The 15,274-nt window shown below is 72.4% G+C and carries 17 protein-coding genes, 1 tRNA gene and 1 pseudogene; 14 read left to right on the top strand and 5 right to left on the bottom strand.

What is annotated here, in order from left to right; translation table 11 throughout:
- Positions 1–105: 105 nt before the first annotated feature.
- From ACIPK4_RS07525 to ACIPK4_RS07495, 7 genes and pseudogenes are all read left to right on the top strand, one after another.
- Positions 106–450, top strand: a complete 345-nt coding sequence (locus ACIPK4_RS07525) for a YbaB/EbfC family nucleoid-associated protein (protein WP_376195277.1) — start codon at positions 106–108, stop codon at positions 448–450.
- 61 nt (positions 451–511) lie between these two features.
- Complete coding sequence (recR, locus tag ACIPK4_RS07520) at positions 512–1,111, top strand: recombination mediator RecR (protein WP_030152816.1); 600 nt, start codon at positions 512–514, stop codon at positions 1,109–1,111.
- The gene (locus ACIPK4_RS07515) at positions 1,104–1,778 is read left to right on the top strand and encodes a DUF5063 domain-containing protein (protein ID WP_054226179.1); all 675 of its coding nucleotides are present in this window, start codon (positions 1,104–1,106) and stop codon (positions 1,776–1,778) included. Before recR ends, ACIPK4_RS07515 begins: the two co-directional genes overlap by 8 nt.
- 180 nt (positions 1,779–1,958) lie before the next feature.
- Positions 1,959–3,233, top strand: coding sequence for an aspartate kinase (locus ACIPK4_RS07510; RefSeq protein ID WP_054226178.1), 1,275 nt, complete (start codon positions 1,959–1,961; stop codon positions 3,231–3,233).
- A complete protein-coding gene (locus ACIPK4_RS07505) occupies positions 3,230–4,306 on the top strand; it encodes an aspartate-semialdehyde dehydrogenase (protein WP_376195280.1) in 1,077 nt (358 codons plus the stop codon). Before ACIPK4_RS07510 ends, ACIPK4_RS07505 begins: the two co-directional genes overlap by 4 nt.
- A 562-nt stretch (positions 4,307–4,868) precedes the next feature.
- Positions 4,869–5,384: pseudogene (locus ACIPK4_RS07500) on the top strand (SigE family RNA polymerase sigma factor); the annotation flags it as partial.
- Positions 5,381–6,487 (top strand): hypothetical protein, encoded by a 1,107-nt coding sequence (locus ACIPK4_RS07495; protein WP_402309903.1) that lies wholly within the window; start codon positions 5,381–5,383, stop codon positions 6,485–6,487. The pseudogene ACIPK4_RS07500 and the gene ACIPK4_RS07495, both read left to right, overlap by 4 nt.
- Here the strand turns inward: ACIPK4_RS07495 and ACIPK4_RS07490 are convergent.
- Positions 6,459–7,346: an SURF1 family protein gene (locus ACIPK4_RS07490; RefSeq protein WP_402309901.1), complete on the bottom strand. Its 888-nt coding sequence runs from the start codon at positions 7,344–7,346 to the stop codon at positions 6,459–6,461. The two genes, ACIPK4_RS07495 and ACIPK4_RS07490, sit on opposite strands and share 29 nt — an antisense overlap.
- Before the next feature lie 43 nt (positions 7,347–7,389).
- Complete coding sequence (locus ACIPK4_RS07485; protein ID WP_402309899.1) at positions 7,390–9,183, bottom strand: prolyl oligopeptidase family serine peptidase; 1,794 nt, start codon at positions 9,181–9,183, stop codon at positions 7,390–7,392.
- A gap of 101 nt (positions 9,184–9,284) precedes the next feature.
- On the opposite strand from ACIPK4_RS07485, the gene ACIPK4_RS07480 reads away from it, so the two are divergent.
- The 5 genes from ACIPK4_RS07480 to ACIPK4_RS07460 all read left to right on the top strand — a co-directional run bounded on the left by ACIPK4_RS07480 (position 9,285) and on the right by ACIPK4_RS07460 (position 12,135).
- A complete protein-coding gene (locus tag ACIPK4_RS07480) occupies positions 9,285–9,449 on the top strand; it encodes a hypothetical protein (RefSeq protein ID WP_159044535.1) in 165 nt (54 codons plus the stop codon).
- A gap of 81 nt (positions 9,450–9,530) precedes the next feature.
- Complete coding sequence (locus tag ACIPK4_RS07475) at positions 9,531–9,698, top strand: hypothetical protein (protein WP_402309897.1); 168 nt, start codon at positions 9,531–9,533, stop codon at positions 9,696–9,698.
- 112 nt (positions 9,699–9,810) lie between these two features.
- Complete coding sequence (gene codA / locus ACIPK4_RS07470) at positions 9,811–11,115, top strand: cytosine deaminase (protein WP_402309895.1); 1,305 nt, start codon at positions 9,811–9,813, stop codon at positions 11,113–11,115.
- A gap of 32 nt (positions 11,116–11,147) precedes the next feature.
- Complete coding sequence (locus ACIPK4_RS07465; RefSeq protein WP_402309894.1) at positions 11,148–11,663, top strand: DUF5956 family protein; 516 nt, start codon at positions 11,148–11,150, stop codon at positions 11,661–11,663.
- Positions 11,664–11,730: 67 nt separating this feature from the next.
- Positions 11,731–12,135, top strand: a complete 405-nt coding sequence (locus tag ACIPK4_RS07460) for a GNAT family N-acetyltransferase (protein ID WP_385187092.1) — start codon at positions 11,731–11,733, stop codon at positions 12,133–12,135.
- 167 nt (positions 12,136–12,302) lie between these two features.
- Here ACIPK4_RS07460 and ACIPK4_RS07455 read toward each other — a convergent pair whose 3' ends face one another.
- Positions 12,303–13,133 (bottom strand): alpha/beta fold hydrolase, encoded by an 831-nt coding sequence (locus ACIPK4_RS07455; RefSeq protein ID WP_402309892.1) that lies wholly within the window; start codon positions 13,131–13,133, stop codon positions 12,303–12,305.
- 90 nt (positions 13,134–13,223) lie between these two features.
- Here ACIPK4_RS07455 and ACIPK4_RS07450 point away from each other — a divergent pair, with 90 nt between their 5' ends.
- The gene (locus ACIPK4_RS07450; RefSeq protein WP_402309890.1) at positions 13,224–13,511 is read left to right on the top strand and encodes a hypothetical protein; all 288 of its coding nucleotides are present in this window, start codon (positions 13,224–13,226) and stop codon (positions 13,509–13,511) included.
- 65 nt (positions 13,512–13,576) lie between these two features.
- On the opposite strand, the gene ACIPK4_RS07445 is transcribed toward ACIPK4_RS07450, so the two are convergent.
- Together ACIPK4_RS07445 and ACIPK4_RS07440 are read right to left on the bottom strand one after the other, a co-directional pair.
- A tRNA-Pro gene (locus ACIPK4_RS07445) sits at positions 13,577–13,650 on the bottom strand.
- A 114-nt stretch (positions 13,651–13,764) separates the two neighbouring features.
- A complete protein-coding gene (locus tag ACIPK4_RS07440; RefSeq protein ID WP_054226171.1) occupies positions 13,765–14,703 on the bottom strand; it encodes a metallophosphoesterase in 939 nt (312 codons plus the stop codon).
- Positions 14,704–14,770: 67 nt separating this feature from the next.
- On the opposite strand from ACIPK4_RS07440, the gene ACIPK4_RS07435 reads away from it, so the two are divergent.
- Positions 14,771–15,232, top strand: coding sequence for a GatB/YqeY domain-containing protein (locus tag ACIPK4_RS07435; RefSeq protein WP_054226170.1), 462 nt, complete (start codon positions 14,771–14,773; stop codon positions 15,230–15,232).
- Positions 15,233–15,274: the final 42 nt, after the last annotated feature.

Here is a 15,274-nt window from a genome sequence, read left to right as displayed (position 1 = left end):
GAAAGAGTTGGTCCTCACGGCGTAGGGCGCGCCGCGCGGGGAGCACGTAGGCTCGGATTGACCAGGCTGCCCCAGGCCTGGACGACATTACGGAGTGAGTGACCTGTGATTCCCGGTGGTGGCCAGCCCAACATGCAGCAGCTGCTCCAGCAGGCCCAGAAGATGCAGCAGGACCTCGCGGCGGCCCAGGAGGAACTGGCCCGCGCCGAGGTGCAGGGCCAGTCCGGCGGCGGTCTGGTCCAGGCGACCGTGACCGGTTCCGGTGAACTGCGTGCCCTGGTGATCGACCCGAAGGCCGTGGACCCGGAGGACACCGAGACCCTCGCCGACCTGGTCGTCGCGGCGGTCCAGGCGGCCAACGAGAACGCACAGGCGCTCCAGCAGGAGAAGCTCGGCCCGCTGGCCCAGGGCCTGGGCGGCGGCAGCGGCATCCCCGGCCTCCCGTTCTAGTCCCTCCCTATCCACCCACCCATCTCCCGACCCACCCACCCATCCCGAAAGAAGGCAGTCCGTGTACGAAGGCGTGGTCCAGGACCTGATCGACGAACTGGGCAGGCTGCCCGGCGTCGGGCCCAAGAGCGCGCAGCGGATCGCCTTCCACATCCTGCAGGCCGAGCCCACCGACGTCCGGCGCCTCGCGCACGCACTGCTGGAGGTCAAGGACAAGGTCCGGTTCTGCGCGGTGTGCGGGAACGTGGCGCAGGAGGAGCGGTGCAACATCTGCCGCGATCCGCGCCGCGACACCACGGTCATCTGCGTGGTCGAGGAGCCGAAGGACGTCGTCGCGATCGAGCGGACCCGCGAGTTCCGGGGCAGGTACCACGTCCTCGGCGGCGCGATCAGCCCGATCGAGGGCGTCGGCCCGGATGACCTGCGCATCCGCGAGCTGCTGGCGCGCCTCGCGGACGGTGAGGTGACCGAGCTGATCCTCGCCACCGACCCGAACCTGGAGGGCGAGGCGACCGCCACGTACCTGGCCCGCATGATCAAGCCCATGGGCCTGAAGGTGACCCGCCTGGCCAGCGGGCTCCCCGTCGGGGGAGATCTGGAGTACGCGGACGAGGTCACGCTCGGGCGGGCCTTTGAAGGAAGGCGACTTCTCGATGTCTGACGCAACGCTGCACGCCCTGGCCCAGGATCCGGACGACTTCGCCGTCCAGATCGCGGACCAGATCGAGTCCTTCATCGTCGCGGTCGCCGAGGTGGCCAAGGGCGAGGACCCGGACAGCGCGGTGCCCTTCCTCCTCCTGGAGGTGTCCCAGCTGCTGCTGGCGGGCGGCCGGCTGGGCGCGTACCAGGACGTCCTGCCCGACGAGCGGTACGAGCCCGACCTCGGCCCGGAGCCGGACGTCGACGAGCTGCGCGAGCGGTTCGCCTACATGCTCGAGCCGGTCGACGTGTACTCCGAGGTCTTCGACCCGTACGAGCCGCGCAAGGCGCCGGTGGCGCACCGGATCTCCGACGACCTGGCCGACGTGGTGGCGGACCTGCGGCACGGCCTGGCCCACTACCGGGCGGGCCGGACGACCGAGGCGCTGTGGTGGTGGCAGTTCTCGTACTTCTCCAACTGGGGCCAGACGGCCTCGGCCACGCTGCGCGCCCTCCAGTCGCTGGTCGCGCACGTACGGCTGGACCAGCCGCTGGAGGAGCTGGACGGCCTGGACACCGACGAGGACCTGGGCGAGGACGACCTCGCCGAGCAGGCCGGCCGGGTCATGGCGGAGGAGCTCGGCACCATCGGCCGCGGCCCGGTCCGCCGGAGCGTCGGCGAGGGGTAGCGGCAGCCGCAGCTGCAGCCGTCACGCGGCACGGGACGGGCCGACCGGCCACGGCGGGCACCGGGCCCGGCGTGATCACGGGGTGAACCGGATGTCCATGATGTGGTACGCGTCGGCCGTATTGCGGTCGCTCGTTACACTGGCCCGCGACCGCAGTACTGGATTGAGCGAGGAGCGCACGTGGGCCTTGTCGTGCAGAAGTACGGAGGCTCCTCCGTAGCCGATGCCGAGGGCATCAAGCGCGTCGCCAAGCGGATCGTGGACGCCAAGAAGAACGGCCACCAGGTGGTCGTCGTGGTTTCCGCGATGGGCGACACGACGGACGAGTTGATCGATCTCGCCGAGCAGGTATCCCCGATGCCTGCCGGGCGTGAGTTCGACATGCTGCTGACCGCCGGAGAGCGTATCTCCATGGCCCTGCTGGCCATGGCGATCAAAAACCTGGGTCACGAGGCCCAGTCGTTCACCGGCAGCCAGGCGGGTGTGATCACCGACTCGGTCCACAACAAAGCGCGCATCATCGATGTCACGCCGGGCCGTATCCGGACGGCGCTGGACGAGGGCAACATCGCCATCGTCGCCGGCTTCCAGGGCGTGTCGGCGGACAGCAAGGACATCACCACCCTCGGCCGGGGCGGCTCGGACACGACCGCCGTCGCGCTCGCCGCGGCGCTGGACGCCGAGGTCTGTGAGATCTACACCGATGTCGACGGCGTGTTCACCGCGGACCCGCGTGTGGTGAAGAAGGCCCGGAAGATCGACTGGATCTCCTCCGAGGACATGCTGGAGCTGGCCGCGTCCGGTTCCAAGGTGCTGCTGCACCGGTGCGTCGAGTACGCACGCCGCTACAACATCCCGATCCACGTCCGCTCGTCCTTCTCGGGACTGCCGGGCACCTGGGTCAGCAACGAGAATCCGCAAGGGGACGCGCAGGTGGAGCACGCCATCATCTCCGGAGTCGCTCACGACGTCTCCGAAGCCAAGATCACGGTCGTCGGCGTCCCGGACAAGCCGGGCGAGGCCGCGGCGATCTTCCGCGCCATCGCGGACGCCGAGATCAACATCGACATGATCGTGCAGAACGTGTCCGCCGCGTCCACGGGCCTGACGGACATCTCCTTCACCCTCCCCAAGGCCGAGGGTCACAAGGCCATCGACGCCCTGGAGAAGGCGAAGGGCGCCATCGGGTTCGACTCGCTGCGCTACGACGACCAGATCGGCAAGATCTCCCTGGTCGGCGCGGGCATGAAGACGAACCCGGGCGTCACCGCCTCGTTCTTCCAGGCGCTGTCCGACGCGGGCGTCAACATCGAGCTGATCTCGACCTCCGAGATCCGCATCTCGGTCGTCACCCGGGGCGACGACGTGAACGACGCCGTCCGCGCCGTGCACACGGCCTTCGGCCTCGACTCCGACAGCGACGAGGCCGTCGTCTACGGAGGCACCGGACGATGACGCCGACCCGGTCGGCCCCTGCTCCGGCGCTCGCCGTGGTCGGGGCGACCGGAGCAGTCGGCTCCGTCGTGCTCCAGATCCTGTCCCAGCGGGCGGACGTCTGGGGCGACATCCGGCTGATCGCCTCCGGGCGGTCGGCCGGCCGCATGCTGACCGTGCGCGGTGAGGAGAGCGAGGTGCTCGCCCTCACCGAGGACGCCTTCGACGGCATCGGCCCGGGCGACGTGGTGCTGTTCCTGACCCCGGCCGAGGTCTCGGCCCGCTGGGCGCCCGTCGTCGTCACGCGCGGAGCCGTCGCCGTGGACCAGTCCGCGGCCTTCCGGGAGGACGCCGGGGTGCCGCTGGTGGTGCCCTGCGTCAACGCCCAGGCCGTACGGATGCGGCCGCGCGGGATCGTCGCGAGCCCGGACTGCGTCACCGCCGCGATGATCGCGGCCCTGGGCGCGCTGCACGCCGAGTACGCGCTGGCCGACCTGACCGTGTCCTCGTACCAGGCCGCGAGCGCGGCCGGACGGGCCGGTTCCGAGGCGCTGCGCCGCCAGCTGTCGCTGGTCGCCGGCACCTCCCTGGGGGAGCACACCGGGGACGTGCGCCGCGCCGTGGGTGAGGACGCCGGTCCCTTCGCGGCGCCGCTCGCCCTGAACGTGGTCCCGTGGTCCGGTGAGCTGTGCGAGGGCGGCTGGTCCTCGCACGAGCTGGCCGTGCGGGCGCAGACGCGCCGGGTCCTGCAGCTGGACGCGCTGCCGGTGGCGGTGACCTGCGTACAGGTGCCCGTGCTGACCGGGCATTCGCTGAGCGTACGGGCGCGGTTCGAGGCCGAGGTGGACGCCTCGCACGCCCGGGAGATCCTGGAGGCCGCGCCCGGCGTGGTCGTGGTGGACGACCCGGCGGCCGGGGAGTTCCCGACCCCAGTGGACGCGGCCGGGACGGATCCTGCGTGGGTGGGACGCCTGCGGGCCTCGCTCGACGATCCGCACTCCCTGGAGTTCTTCGTGTGCGCGGACAATCTCCGCAACGGGTCCGCCCTGAATGCCACTCAGACCGCGGAACTGATCGCTGGTGAATTCGCGTAATTCACTTTGTAGGATCAGTGCTGATCCCTTGATCAAGGTGATGGCCTGACTGCCGCCTGGACGGGCGGGGCAATCAGGAAGAGCGGGTACGCATGAGGGCAGTGGGGACTTCGCTGGTGAGGTGGCCTCACGCGTACAACCCTGGTGGGGGGACGCGTGTCCAACTGGCGTGGCAGAGGCACTACTCGACTTCGCCGTCGTACCGGCGCGCAGCGCAATCAGTGCGCCGCGCCGGCCTTCGCGCGTGCCCGTGCCCGCGTCCGGCGGCTTCCCGGTGATCGTTCCCGTCCCGCCGGCCGTGCCGCTCGCCGCACCGCCTGCCGTACCCACCCGGGGCGGTCGCGTGCCCGCGCCCCGCGATAGCGCGGAGGCCGCGGGTAACGCGGGGGAGGCGGCCGCCACTGCCGAGTCCGCCGTCGCCGACGGGTCCGCGCCCACGTCCGACGCGTCCACCTCCGACGCGCCCACGTCCGACGCGTCCACCTCCGACGCGCCCACCTCCGACGCGTCCACCTCCGACGCGCCCACCTCCGACGCGGCCGCAGCCGACGGGGCCGCGGCCGCCGAGCCGGCCGTCGTCGCAGGCACCACGGTCGACCACCTCACCGAGACCTACCAGGCCCACTACCGGTCGCTGCTCGGGCTGGCCGCGCTGCTCCTCGACGACACCGCTTCCTGCGAGGACGTCGTCCAGGAGGCGTTCATCCGGGTCCACTCGGCCCGCAACCGCGTGCGCGATCGGGACAAGACGCTGGCGTATCTCCGCCAGACCGTCGTCAACCTCTCGCGCTCCGCGCTGCGCCGCCGCATCCTCGGCCTCAAACTGCTCTCGAAGCCGATGCCGGACATGGCCAGTGCCGAAGAGGGCGCGTACGACCAGCTGGAACGGGACGATCTCATCAAGGCGATGCGCGGACTCCAGCGGCGCCAGCGCGAGGTGCTGGTGCTGCGGTACTTCGCGGACATGACGGAAGCCCAGGTCGCCGAGACGCTCGGCGTCTCGCTCGGCTCGGTCAAGGCGTACGGATCGCGGGGCATTGCCGCGCTGCGGGTGGCGATGGAGGCTGCGCAGTCATGAGGGACGACCACACTCCGCCGGGCGGGGCGAGCGAGGAAGAGGCGCTCCGGAGCCTGCTGCGCGGAGCCGTCGAGCGCCTGGAGCCCTCCGCGGGCGCGCTGGAGCGGCTGCAGTACGCGGTCCCCGTCCGCCGGACCCGCAAGCGGCAGGCCGTCATCGGGGCGGTGGCGGCCGTGCTGCTGGCCGGGACGGCCGTCCCGGCGGCCCTGCACCTGCACATCACCGGCGGCGAGGGCTCGGCCACCGACCACTCCGCCATGGCCGGGCACGGCGAGCAGCCCGGTGCCGCGGCGGGCGCCGGCACCTCCGACCCGCATCAGAACGGCGCCGGCACCCCGCCGCAGCCCGGCAAGGCAGCGGGCAAGGGCGTGGAAACGGGGGGCCCCGGCGTCCTCCCCGACGCGCAGACCGGCGGCCCCCCGACCGGCGGCTCCACGGCCGGCCCCGACGGCGTCGGGGCCTCGGCGGGCGCCTACGCCGGGACCGGCCCTCTGCCCCCGGTGGCGGCTCCGGGCGTACCCGGGTGCAGTTCGGAGCAGCTCGGGGTGCAGGGCAGCGCCCGGGCACCGGAGTCCGACGGCAAGGTGTACGGCAGTTTCAAGGTCACCAACGTGTCGGGGCGCGGCTGTACCGTCGTCGGCCCGGACACCGTGACCGCGGCCTCGGTGTCGGCGGCCTCGCCGGGCAAGGCCGCGGGGGTCACCGTGGTCGGCCACACGGCGGGGGACCCGGCGGCCGGTCTGCCCGACCCTTCGGCGGAGACGCCGCTGCTGCTGCTCCAGCCGTACACGGCGTACGAGGTCCGCTTCGCGTGGGTGCCCTCGGCGCAGTCCTGCCCCGCGGCCACGCCCGACCCGGGACCCAAGCCCCCCGTCGGCGGATCCCCGGACACCGGGCAGCGCACGGCGGGCGAAGCGACCGCCGCGAAGGGCCCGGAACCGGACAGTGGGAGCAAGGCCCCCGAGACGCCCGGGGTGGCGGTGACGCACACGCCGAACACGGCGTTGCCGGGTGCGCCGACCACGCAGACGACGATCCCTTCGGCCTGCGGCGGGACGGTCTACCGGACGGGCGTCATTCCGCTGGACGCGCCGAAACCGTAGCCCCGGGCGCGGCGGAAGCCGTACCCCCGGCCTCGGCGGAAGCCGTACCCCCGGCCTCGGCCGAGGCCGTCGCCGTGGCGGAGGCCGGCGCCGCGGCGGCGGGCTCCTCCGGCAGCAGCCCGGCCTCGGCGTCGCGCAGGGTCTCCACCTCGCGGCGGTAGAGCCGGAACCACATGAAGAGAACGAACGCGGCGAAGACGAACCACTCGCCGGTGTAGCCGAGGTTCTGGAAGGCCTTCAGGTCGAGCCCGGTGTTGCTCGGCGCCTGCGCGGGCACAGGGGTCAGCCCGTCCGCCGGGGTCTGCACCGTCAGCCACGCGTCGTACAGCTCGTACGGCACGAGGTTGATCAGCGAGGCCGCCCCGATCACCCCGAGCTGCCCGGCCGGCAGGCCGCCCTCGGCGTGGACGCCCTTGGTGGTGGAGTCCTCGGAGGCCTGCAGCGCACCCGTCACCTCGACCCGCCCGGTCGGCGCGGCCGGGGCCCGCGCGGCGTCCGCGGCGCCCGGGAGCCAGCCCCGGACCACCGGGACGGCCTTGCCGGAGTCGGTCCGCAGCAGCGTCAGGACGTAGAAGCCGCTCCTGCCCTCGAGCAGCCGGCCGGGAACCAGCAGCTGCTCGGCGTACTCGCCGGAAGCGGAGGCGAGGCGTCCGGAGGTCTTCTTGTCCACCGGAAGCAGCGACTCCAGCGGCGCGGCGGCCTCGGCGGCGGGCCGCTCGGCGGTCGCCTCCCGGTGCGTGTCGACGCGGTCCTCGAACCGGCCGAGCTGCCACGTCCCCATGAACAGGCAGACGGGCACGGCGAGCGCGACGAAGACGTTGATCCCCCACCAGCGCGGGGTCAGGAGAAACCGGTGCACCCCACCACCGTACGGGGGGCGCACCGGATCCTCGGGGCCGGGGCTACCGCGGCAGGTGCTTCAGCGCGAAGTCCAGCTCCATCCGGACCTGCTTGATCCGCTCCTCCACGACGAGCGAGCCGTGCCCGGCGTCGTACCGGTACACCTCGTGCACCGCGCCGCGCGCCGCCAGCCGGTCGACGTAGTTGTCGATCTGCCGGATCGGGCAGCGCGGGTCGTTGACGCCCGCCGCGATGTGGACGGGAGCCGTCACCGCGTCGACGTAGGTGAGCGGCGACGACGCCTCGAAGCGGTCCGGGACCTCCTCCGGCGTCCCGCCGAACAGGGTGCGGTCCAGGGCCTTCAGCGCCTCCATCTCGTCGTGGTACGCCGTCACGTAGTCGGCGACCGGTACGGCGGCCAGGCCCACGGCCCAGGCATCGGGTTGCATGCCCAGCCCCAGCAGGGTCAGGTAGCCGCCCCAGGAGCCGCCGGAGAGAACCAGCCGCGCCGGGTCGGCCAGCCCCGAGGCCACCGCCCACTCCCGGACGGCCGTGATGTCCTCCAGCTCGATCAGGCCGACGCGGTGCTTGAGGGCGTCGGTCCACTCCCGGCCGTACCCCGTCGAGCCCCGGTAGTTGACCCGGACGACCGCGAAGCCGTGGTCCAGCCAGGCCGCCGGGGCCGCCGCGAAGGCGTCGCTGTCGTGCCAGGTCGGCCCGCCGTGCACCTCGAAGACCGTCGGGAAGGGCCCGTCGCCGTGGCCCTGCGGCCGCTGCGCCAGCGCGTGGATCCGCCCGCCGGGGCCGTCCACCCACACGTCTTCCACCGGCACCGAGCCGGGCGGCCGGAACCCGGGCGGATCCAGGACGATCCCGCCCGCGGTGGACCGTACGGACGAGGGCTCGGCCGCGGAGGACCACTGGTACTCCACCGTGCCGTCGGGCCGGGCCGTCGCACCCGAGACCGTGCCGGGCGGGGTGTCCACCTTGACGAGGTCCCGTGCGGCCAGGTCGTAGCGCCAGAGCTCGCTGCGCGCCTCGAAGCTGTGCGCGATCAGCAGGGCGGAACCGTCCGGGTACCACTCGGCGCTGACGTCGCCCGGCAGCTCGACCGCCAGGTCCTGTTCGGCTCCGGTGGCCACGTCCCACACCATCGGCTCCCAGCGGCCGCGCCGCTGGTGGCCGACCAGCAGCCGGGTGTCACCGGCGACCGGGGCGAAGCCGAGGACCTCCAGGCCCAGCTCGACCGTGCCGCCCCGGGAGTCGTCGAGCTCGGCGACCGTGGTGCCGTCGAGGGTGACCACGCGCAGCGCCGAGTGCATGGCGTCACCGTGCTCGGTGTGCTCGATCGCGATCAGGGTCCCGTCGCGGGAGAGGTCGCCGACGCCGGCGGACTCCCGGTGCCGGTAGATCACCTCGGGCCCGGCGGCGCCCGGCCGCAGCACGTGGATCGTCGAGCCGTCCTCGTCGGTGGACCGGCCGACCACCGCCGTCCCGTCGCGGCCGATGGCGAGCCCGGCGGGGTACGAGGGCTCCAGCCCGGGGGTGGCCGGCTCGTCGGGACCGCCCGCGAAGGGCTGGCGCACCCAGGTCCCGAACTCGTCGCCGTCGGTGTCGGAGAACCACCAGATCCACTCGCCGTCGGGGGAGAGGGTTCCGTCGGTGGTCCCGTTGGGCCGGTCCGTGGCCTGCCGCTGCGTGCCGGCGGCCCGGTCCCAGGCATAGAGCTCGTACGTCCCCGTCGCGTTCGAGACGAAGAGCGCGCGGTCCGGGGCGTCCTCCGCCCAGTCGGGCAGCCCGACGCGTGGCGCCCGGAAGCGCTTCTCCCAGTCGGGCATGGCCGTGTCGTCAGTCATACCCCCATGTAACCCGATTGGCGCTGCCGGATGGTCACGGCGGCCGGGAGGCGGCAGCGTGGGCGGGGTCCCACCCAGCCGTTTTCCAGTGAGGAGTGATCATGGCGAACAAGCGCAAGGAACAGACTCACGAGGACCGTCGGACGTCGGATTCCCGGATGCCGAACCATCCGACGCAGCTGGTCGAGGACGTGCGGGAGGCGCAGACGATGGCCATGAAGGAGGACCGGATGCGCGAGCAGCGCCGCAAGGGCGGGCGCGGCTGACCCGCCGCGGATGCCGCCTCCTCCGAACGGAGGGACAGTGGAGGGCGTAGGCCCTCCGGCGTGTCCCGAGGAGGAGTGATCATGGCCAAGAAGGCTCGTGCCGGTACGGCACAGGCCGCGGAGCGGGAGCGGGAGCGGGCGAAGAACACGGCGGCCGAGGCACGCGCCAAGGCGGCGGTCACAGACGTGCAGTCCGTCTCCGCGAAGACGCGGGGCATGCAGCAGAAGGCCCAGGCCAAGCGCGGCTGAGACCGCGACGGGCCGGCCGTGCCGGCTGCCGCTGCCCGCGGATTGCAGGATTCACCGGTCGTGGCCTGTGGTTTCCCCCGGGAACCACGGGCCACGGTCGTAGGCTGGCCGCATGCGGATGATCGTCCGGGGCGCCCGGCTGCTCCACACCGACGGCCTGTCCGACGTCGAGGTCGCCGAGGACGGCCGCATCGCGCGCGTGATCCCGTACGACGACCAGAAGGAGCCCCCGGCCACCGGCGTCCTGATCGAGGCGCACGGCGGGCTGCTGACTGCCCCCTTCGTCGAGCCGCACATCCACCTGGACACCGCCCTGACCGCCGGGGAGCCCCGCCCGAACGCCTCGGGGACCCTGTGGGAGGGCATCGCCTGCTGGAGCGAGCGCAAGCAGACCCTGACCCGCGAGGACGTCGTCGCGCGGGCCACGCAGGTGCTGCGCTGGCAGGCGGCCCAGGGCGTGCTGCACGTACGCACCCACTGCGACGTCACCGACCCGTCGCTCACCGCGCTGGACGCGCTGCTGGAGGTCCGCGACCGGGTCCGGGACGTCCTGACCCTGCAGATCGTCGCCTTTCCCCAGGAGGGCATCGTCTCCTTCCCGGACGGAGAGGCGCTGCTGCGCGAGGCGGCGCGGCGCGGCGCCGACGTCGTCGGGGCGATCCCCCACTTCGAGGACACCCGTGAGGACGGCGTCGCGTCGCTGGGCATCGCCTTCGCCGTGGCCGAGGAGCACGGACTGCGCGTGGACGCCCACTGCGACGAGATCGACGACGAGCAGTCCCGGTTCGTGGAGGTGCTCGCGGCGCTCGCGCTGCGCACGGGGCTGCGGGAGCGGGCGACGGCCTCCCACACGACGGCGATGGGCTCCTACGCCGGTGCGTACAGCTTCAAACTCCAGCGGCTGCTGTCCCGTTCCGGGATCAACCTGGTCTCCAACCCCTTCGCCAACCTGGGCCTCCAGGGCCGCTTCGACGGCTACCCCAAGCGGCGCGGCCTCACGCAGGTCAAGGAGATGCTGGCGGCGGGCGTCAACGTGGCCTTCGGCCACGACGACGTGATGGACCCGTGGAACGCCCTCGGCACCGGGAACCCGCTCCAGACCGCCCTCGTCGGGCTGTACGCGGCCCAGCTCACCGGAGCGGACGAACTCCCGGTGGCCTTCGAGATGGTGACGGAGCGTGCGGCGCGCGTGCTGGGCCTGACGGCCTCCGAATACGGCATCGCGGAGGGCGCCCCCGCCTCGTTCGTGCTGCTGCCGGCCGAGACCCCCGCGGAGGCCCTGCGCCGCCAGGTCCGGCCGCGGTACGTGGTCGCGCGGGGCACCGTACTCGCGCAGACGCCGCCGGCGCCGACGCGGCTGAACTGGCCGGGGGAACCGCCCGCTGACGTGGACTTCCGCCGGGCGGGCCGGTCGTAGGACGGCGCCGGCCCCGGCGGTAGCCTGCGCGCATGTCGTGGGACGAGGACGGAACACCGCACCCGCTCGCACTGCGCCGGACGGGCCGCAGCGAGCAGGAGCCGGACCGGCTGCCCGAGGTCCGGGAACTGGAGGTGCTCGGCTGGGAGCCCGCGCCCGAGGACACGCTGTGGGTGTTCCTCCCGTACGTGTGGCCCCCGGAGGCCCGGACCTGGATCCCGGACCGGTCCACCCACTGGGCGGTCCGGACCCGGCTGGACGGACACGGGCACATCACCGACGTCGAGGCCGCCCCGCTCGCCGACCCCGACCTGCACGACCTCGACTGGGAGGCCGACGAGGTCCTCGCGGCCCTGGGCCTCCCGCACCGGCCCCCGGACCGCCTGTGGCTGCTGCGCCCCCTCGGCTCCCACCCCACGGTGGGGGCGGTCCTCGAACACCTCCGCGCGGTGGCGCGGGAACGCGGCGTCGAGGCCCGGCCCACGGCCGCCTTCCTCGCGCTGACCCGCGCCGAGCTCGCGTCGATGGCCACCGGGCCCGGCGGCTGACGGCCTCCCCGAACCGGCGATCATGTGAACGCCCGACCGGAAGAACCGAGCAAGGAGCCAGGAAGCCATGTGGAAGTGTGAGCCCGTAGTCGGCGCGAGCCTCGACGTCGCCGAAGTCACCGCCCTCTACCGGGCGTCCACCCTCGGCGAGCGCCGTCCCGTCGACGACGTCGAGCGGTTCACCCGGATGCTCGCCGGCGCCAACCTCGTGATCACCGCCCGCCTCGACGGCCGGCTGATCGGCATCGCCCGCTCGGTCACCGACGGCGCGTACGCGACGTACCTGAGCGACATCGCCGTGGACGCCGGGTTCCAGCGCCGGGGCGTGGGCCGGGACCTGATCCGGGCCACCCGGGAAGCCGCCCCGCAGGCCAAGCTCATCCTGCTCGCGGCCCCCGCGGCGGTGGAGTACTACCCGCACATCGGCTTCGACCGCCACGAGTCCGCATGGACCCTGGACTCCCTCGCCTGACCCGCGGCCGACGACTGGGTGACTGGGTGATCGCCGGGGCCCCTTCCGGAAGCCACCGCGGACGGGCGGTCCCCCAGCCCGGGACCTCCGCCTGACCCGGTGCGCTCCCCGATGCGAACTACGGGCGCCGGGGAACGGGCCGGACGCTGAGGCCGGCCCCGGCGGGGTCAGGAACGGATGAACGCGAGGATGTCCGGGTTGAGGACCTCCGGGTGCGTCGACAGCATCCCGTGCGGATAGCCCTCGTAGGACTTGAGGGTCCCGTTCTTCAGAAGCTTGACCGTCAGGGGGGCCGAGTCGTCGTACGGGACGACCTGGTCGTCGGTTCCGTGCGCGACGAGGACGGGCACCTCGATCTGCTGCAAGTCCTCGGTGAAGTCGGTCTCGGAGAACGCCGCAACGCACTCGTAGTGCGCGTTCGCCGCGCCCATCATGCCCTGGCGCCACCAGTTGTCGATCAAACCCTGCGACACCTGCGCTCCGGGACGGTTGAAGCCGTAGAACGGCCCCGAGGGAATGTCGATGAACGACTGAGCCCGGTTGGCGGCAACGCCCTCACGGAAGCCGTCGAAGACCTCTATCGGCAAGCCGCCCGGGTTGGCCTCCGTCTTCAGCATCAGCGGTGGCACCGCGCCCACCAGGACCGCCTTTGAGACACGGCCGGGCTGAGCGCGGGCGACGTAGCGGGCGACCTCGCCACCGCCGGTGGAGTGGCCGATGTGCACGGCGCCCCGCAGGTCGAGTGCGTCGGTCAGGGCGGTCACGTCCGCGGCGTAGGTGTCCATGTCGTGGCCGGTCGCGGTCTGGGTGGAGCGTCCGTGCCCACGGCGGTCATGGGCGATGACTCGGTAGCCCTGCGCCAGGAAGAACAGCATCTGATTGTCCCAGTCGTCGGCGCTCAGCGGCCACCCGTGGTGGAAGACGATCGGCTCCCCATCCCGAGGACCCCAGTCCTTGTAGAAGATCGTGGTGCCGTCGTGGGTCGTGACTGTACCCATTGCAGATTCTCCGCTCGTCCAGGCGCACCCCAGCCACGGAGCAACGGGTGGGGGGCACGCGGGACTTCACGCCCAGCGGGCGCGGTCCGGATGTACGGCCCACATTACGCCCTGTCCCTGCGGGCCACATCCGCAGCTTGTCGACGCCCGCCACAACGAGCGAAACAGGAGACGCCGCGCGAGCTGCGGCACGGCTTCACGTCCCTGCTGGCTGACCAAGGGGTCCCGCTCGAAGAGATCTCCCGGCTGGTCGGGCATTTCGGCACGGCGGTCACGGAGGCGGTCTACCGGAAGCAGATCCGGCCGGTGATCCAGACAGGGGCGACGATCATGCGCGGCATCTTCAAGGAAGATCCAAAGCCGTGGGCACTCAGCTAGTCACGCAACGGAAACAGGTCAGCAGCCTACTCGCGTGAGTAGGCTGCTGACCTGGTCTTACTCTGTCGGGGTGGCGGGATTTGAACCCACGACCTCTTCGTCCCGAACGAAGCGCGCTGCCAAGCTGCGCTACACCCCGATCGCCGCCTTGCAGCAGTTGCTGTCCTGGCGACATCGATTACTTTAGCGGACCCGTGGCCGGAGACGAAATCCGGTTTTCGCGAGGGGCCGGCGGGCCCCCGGCGCGGTGGGGTCAGGCCTTCGGGGTCAGGGTCAGGAGGGTGGCCTCCGGGGGGCAGGCGAAGCGGACCGGGGTGTAGCGGTTCGTGCCGCAGCCTGCCGAGACGTGGAGGTAGGCCCGGTGGCCGTCCGCCTCGTGCGTGGAGAGTCCCTTGACCCGCTTGGTGTCCAGGTCGCAGTTGGTGACGAGCGCCCCGTAGAAGGGGATGCACAGCTGCCCGCCGTGGGTGTGCCCGGCGAGGATCAGCGGGTACCGGTCGGCCGTGAAGGCCTCCAGGACGCGCAGGTACGGGGCGTGCACGACGGCCATCGAGAAGTCGGCGTCGGCCTCCGGCCCGCCCGCCACCCGCGCGTAGCGGTCGCGCTTGATGTGCGGGTCGTCGAGGCCGGTGAAGGCCAGTTCGAGGCCGGGCAGTTTCAGGCGGCCGCGGGTGTTGGTGAGGTTGACCCAGCCGGCCGCGTCGAAGGCGTCCCGCATCTCCTCCCACGGGTTGTGCACGGCGCCGACGACCGGCTTGTTGCCGTTCAGGCCGTGCCGTCCCTGGACCTTCTCGATCAGGTAGCGCCCGGGGTTGCGCAGCCGCGGCCCGTAGTAGTCGTTCGACCCGAAGACGTACACGCCGGGGAAGGACATCAGGGGTCCCAGGGCGTCCAGCACCTCCGGAACGCCCTCGGTGTCGGAGAGGTTGTCGCCGGTGTTCACGACGAAGTCGGGGCGCAGGCCGGCGAGGGACTGGAGCCAGGCGCGCTTCTTGTGCTGTCCGCCGACCATGTGGATGTCGGAGACCTGGAGCACGCGCAGCGGGCGCATCCCGGCGGGGAGGACCGGCACGGTGATCCGGCGCAGGCGGAACGACCGCGCCTCGAAACCGGCGGCATAGGCCACACCAGCGGCCCCCACGGCCGCGATCGATGCGGTGACCTTCAGGGGTACTCCGTAACGCGCACGCATGGCCCCATCGTCGCAGACGCGGAAAACCGGCGGGCGCCGCCGCCCTTCGACCTGGCAGACTCGGGGCATGACCACGCTCAAAGCCAAGCTCCAGGAAGACCTCACCACCGCCATCAGGGCGCGCGACGAGCTGCACTCGTCCACGCTGCGCCTGACCCTCGCCGCCATCACCAAGGAGGAGGTCGCGGGCAAGGAGGCGCGCGTGCTCTCCGACGACGAGGTGCTGAAGGTGATCGCCAAGGAGGCGAAGAAGCGCCGTGAGGCCGCGGAGGCCTTCGCGCAGGGTGGTCGTCCCGAGCAGGCCGCGCGTGAGACGGCGGAGGGCGAGTTCCTCGACACCTACCTGCCCAAGCAGCTCAGTGACGACGAGCTCGGCGCGATCGTGGCCGAGGCGGTCGAGGAGGCCAGGGCCGCGGGTGCCGAGGGGCCGCGGGCCATGGGCGCCGTCATGAAGATCGTGGGCCCGAAGGTGGCCGGTCTGGCGGAGGGCGGCCGGGTGGCCGCCGCCGTCAAGAAGCGGCTTTCCTGACCGGACACCGGACATGAGGAGAGGGCCCTGCCCGCGCGGTGC

It is taken from the genome of Streptomyces sp. NPDC086989 (assembly GCF_044745505.1).
Lineage (GTDB): Bacteria > Actinomycetota > Actinomycetes > Streptomycetales > Streptomycetaceae > Streptomyces.
Note: the sequence above shows the minus strand (reverse complement) of the source record. Positions and strands in the feature narration are given on the sequence as shown.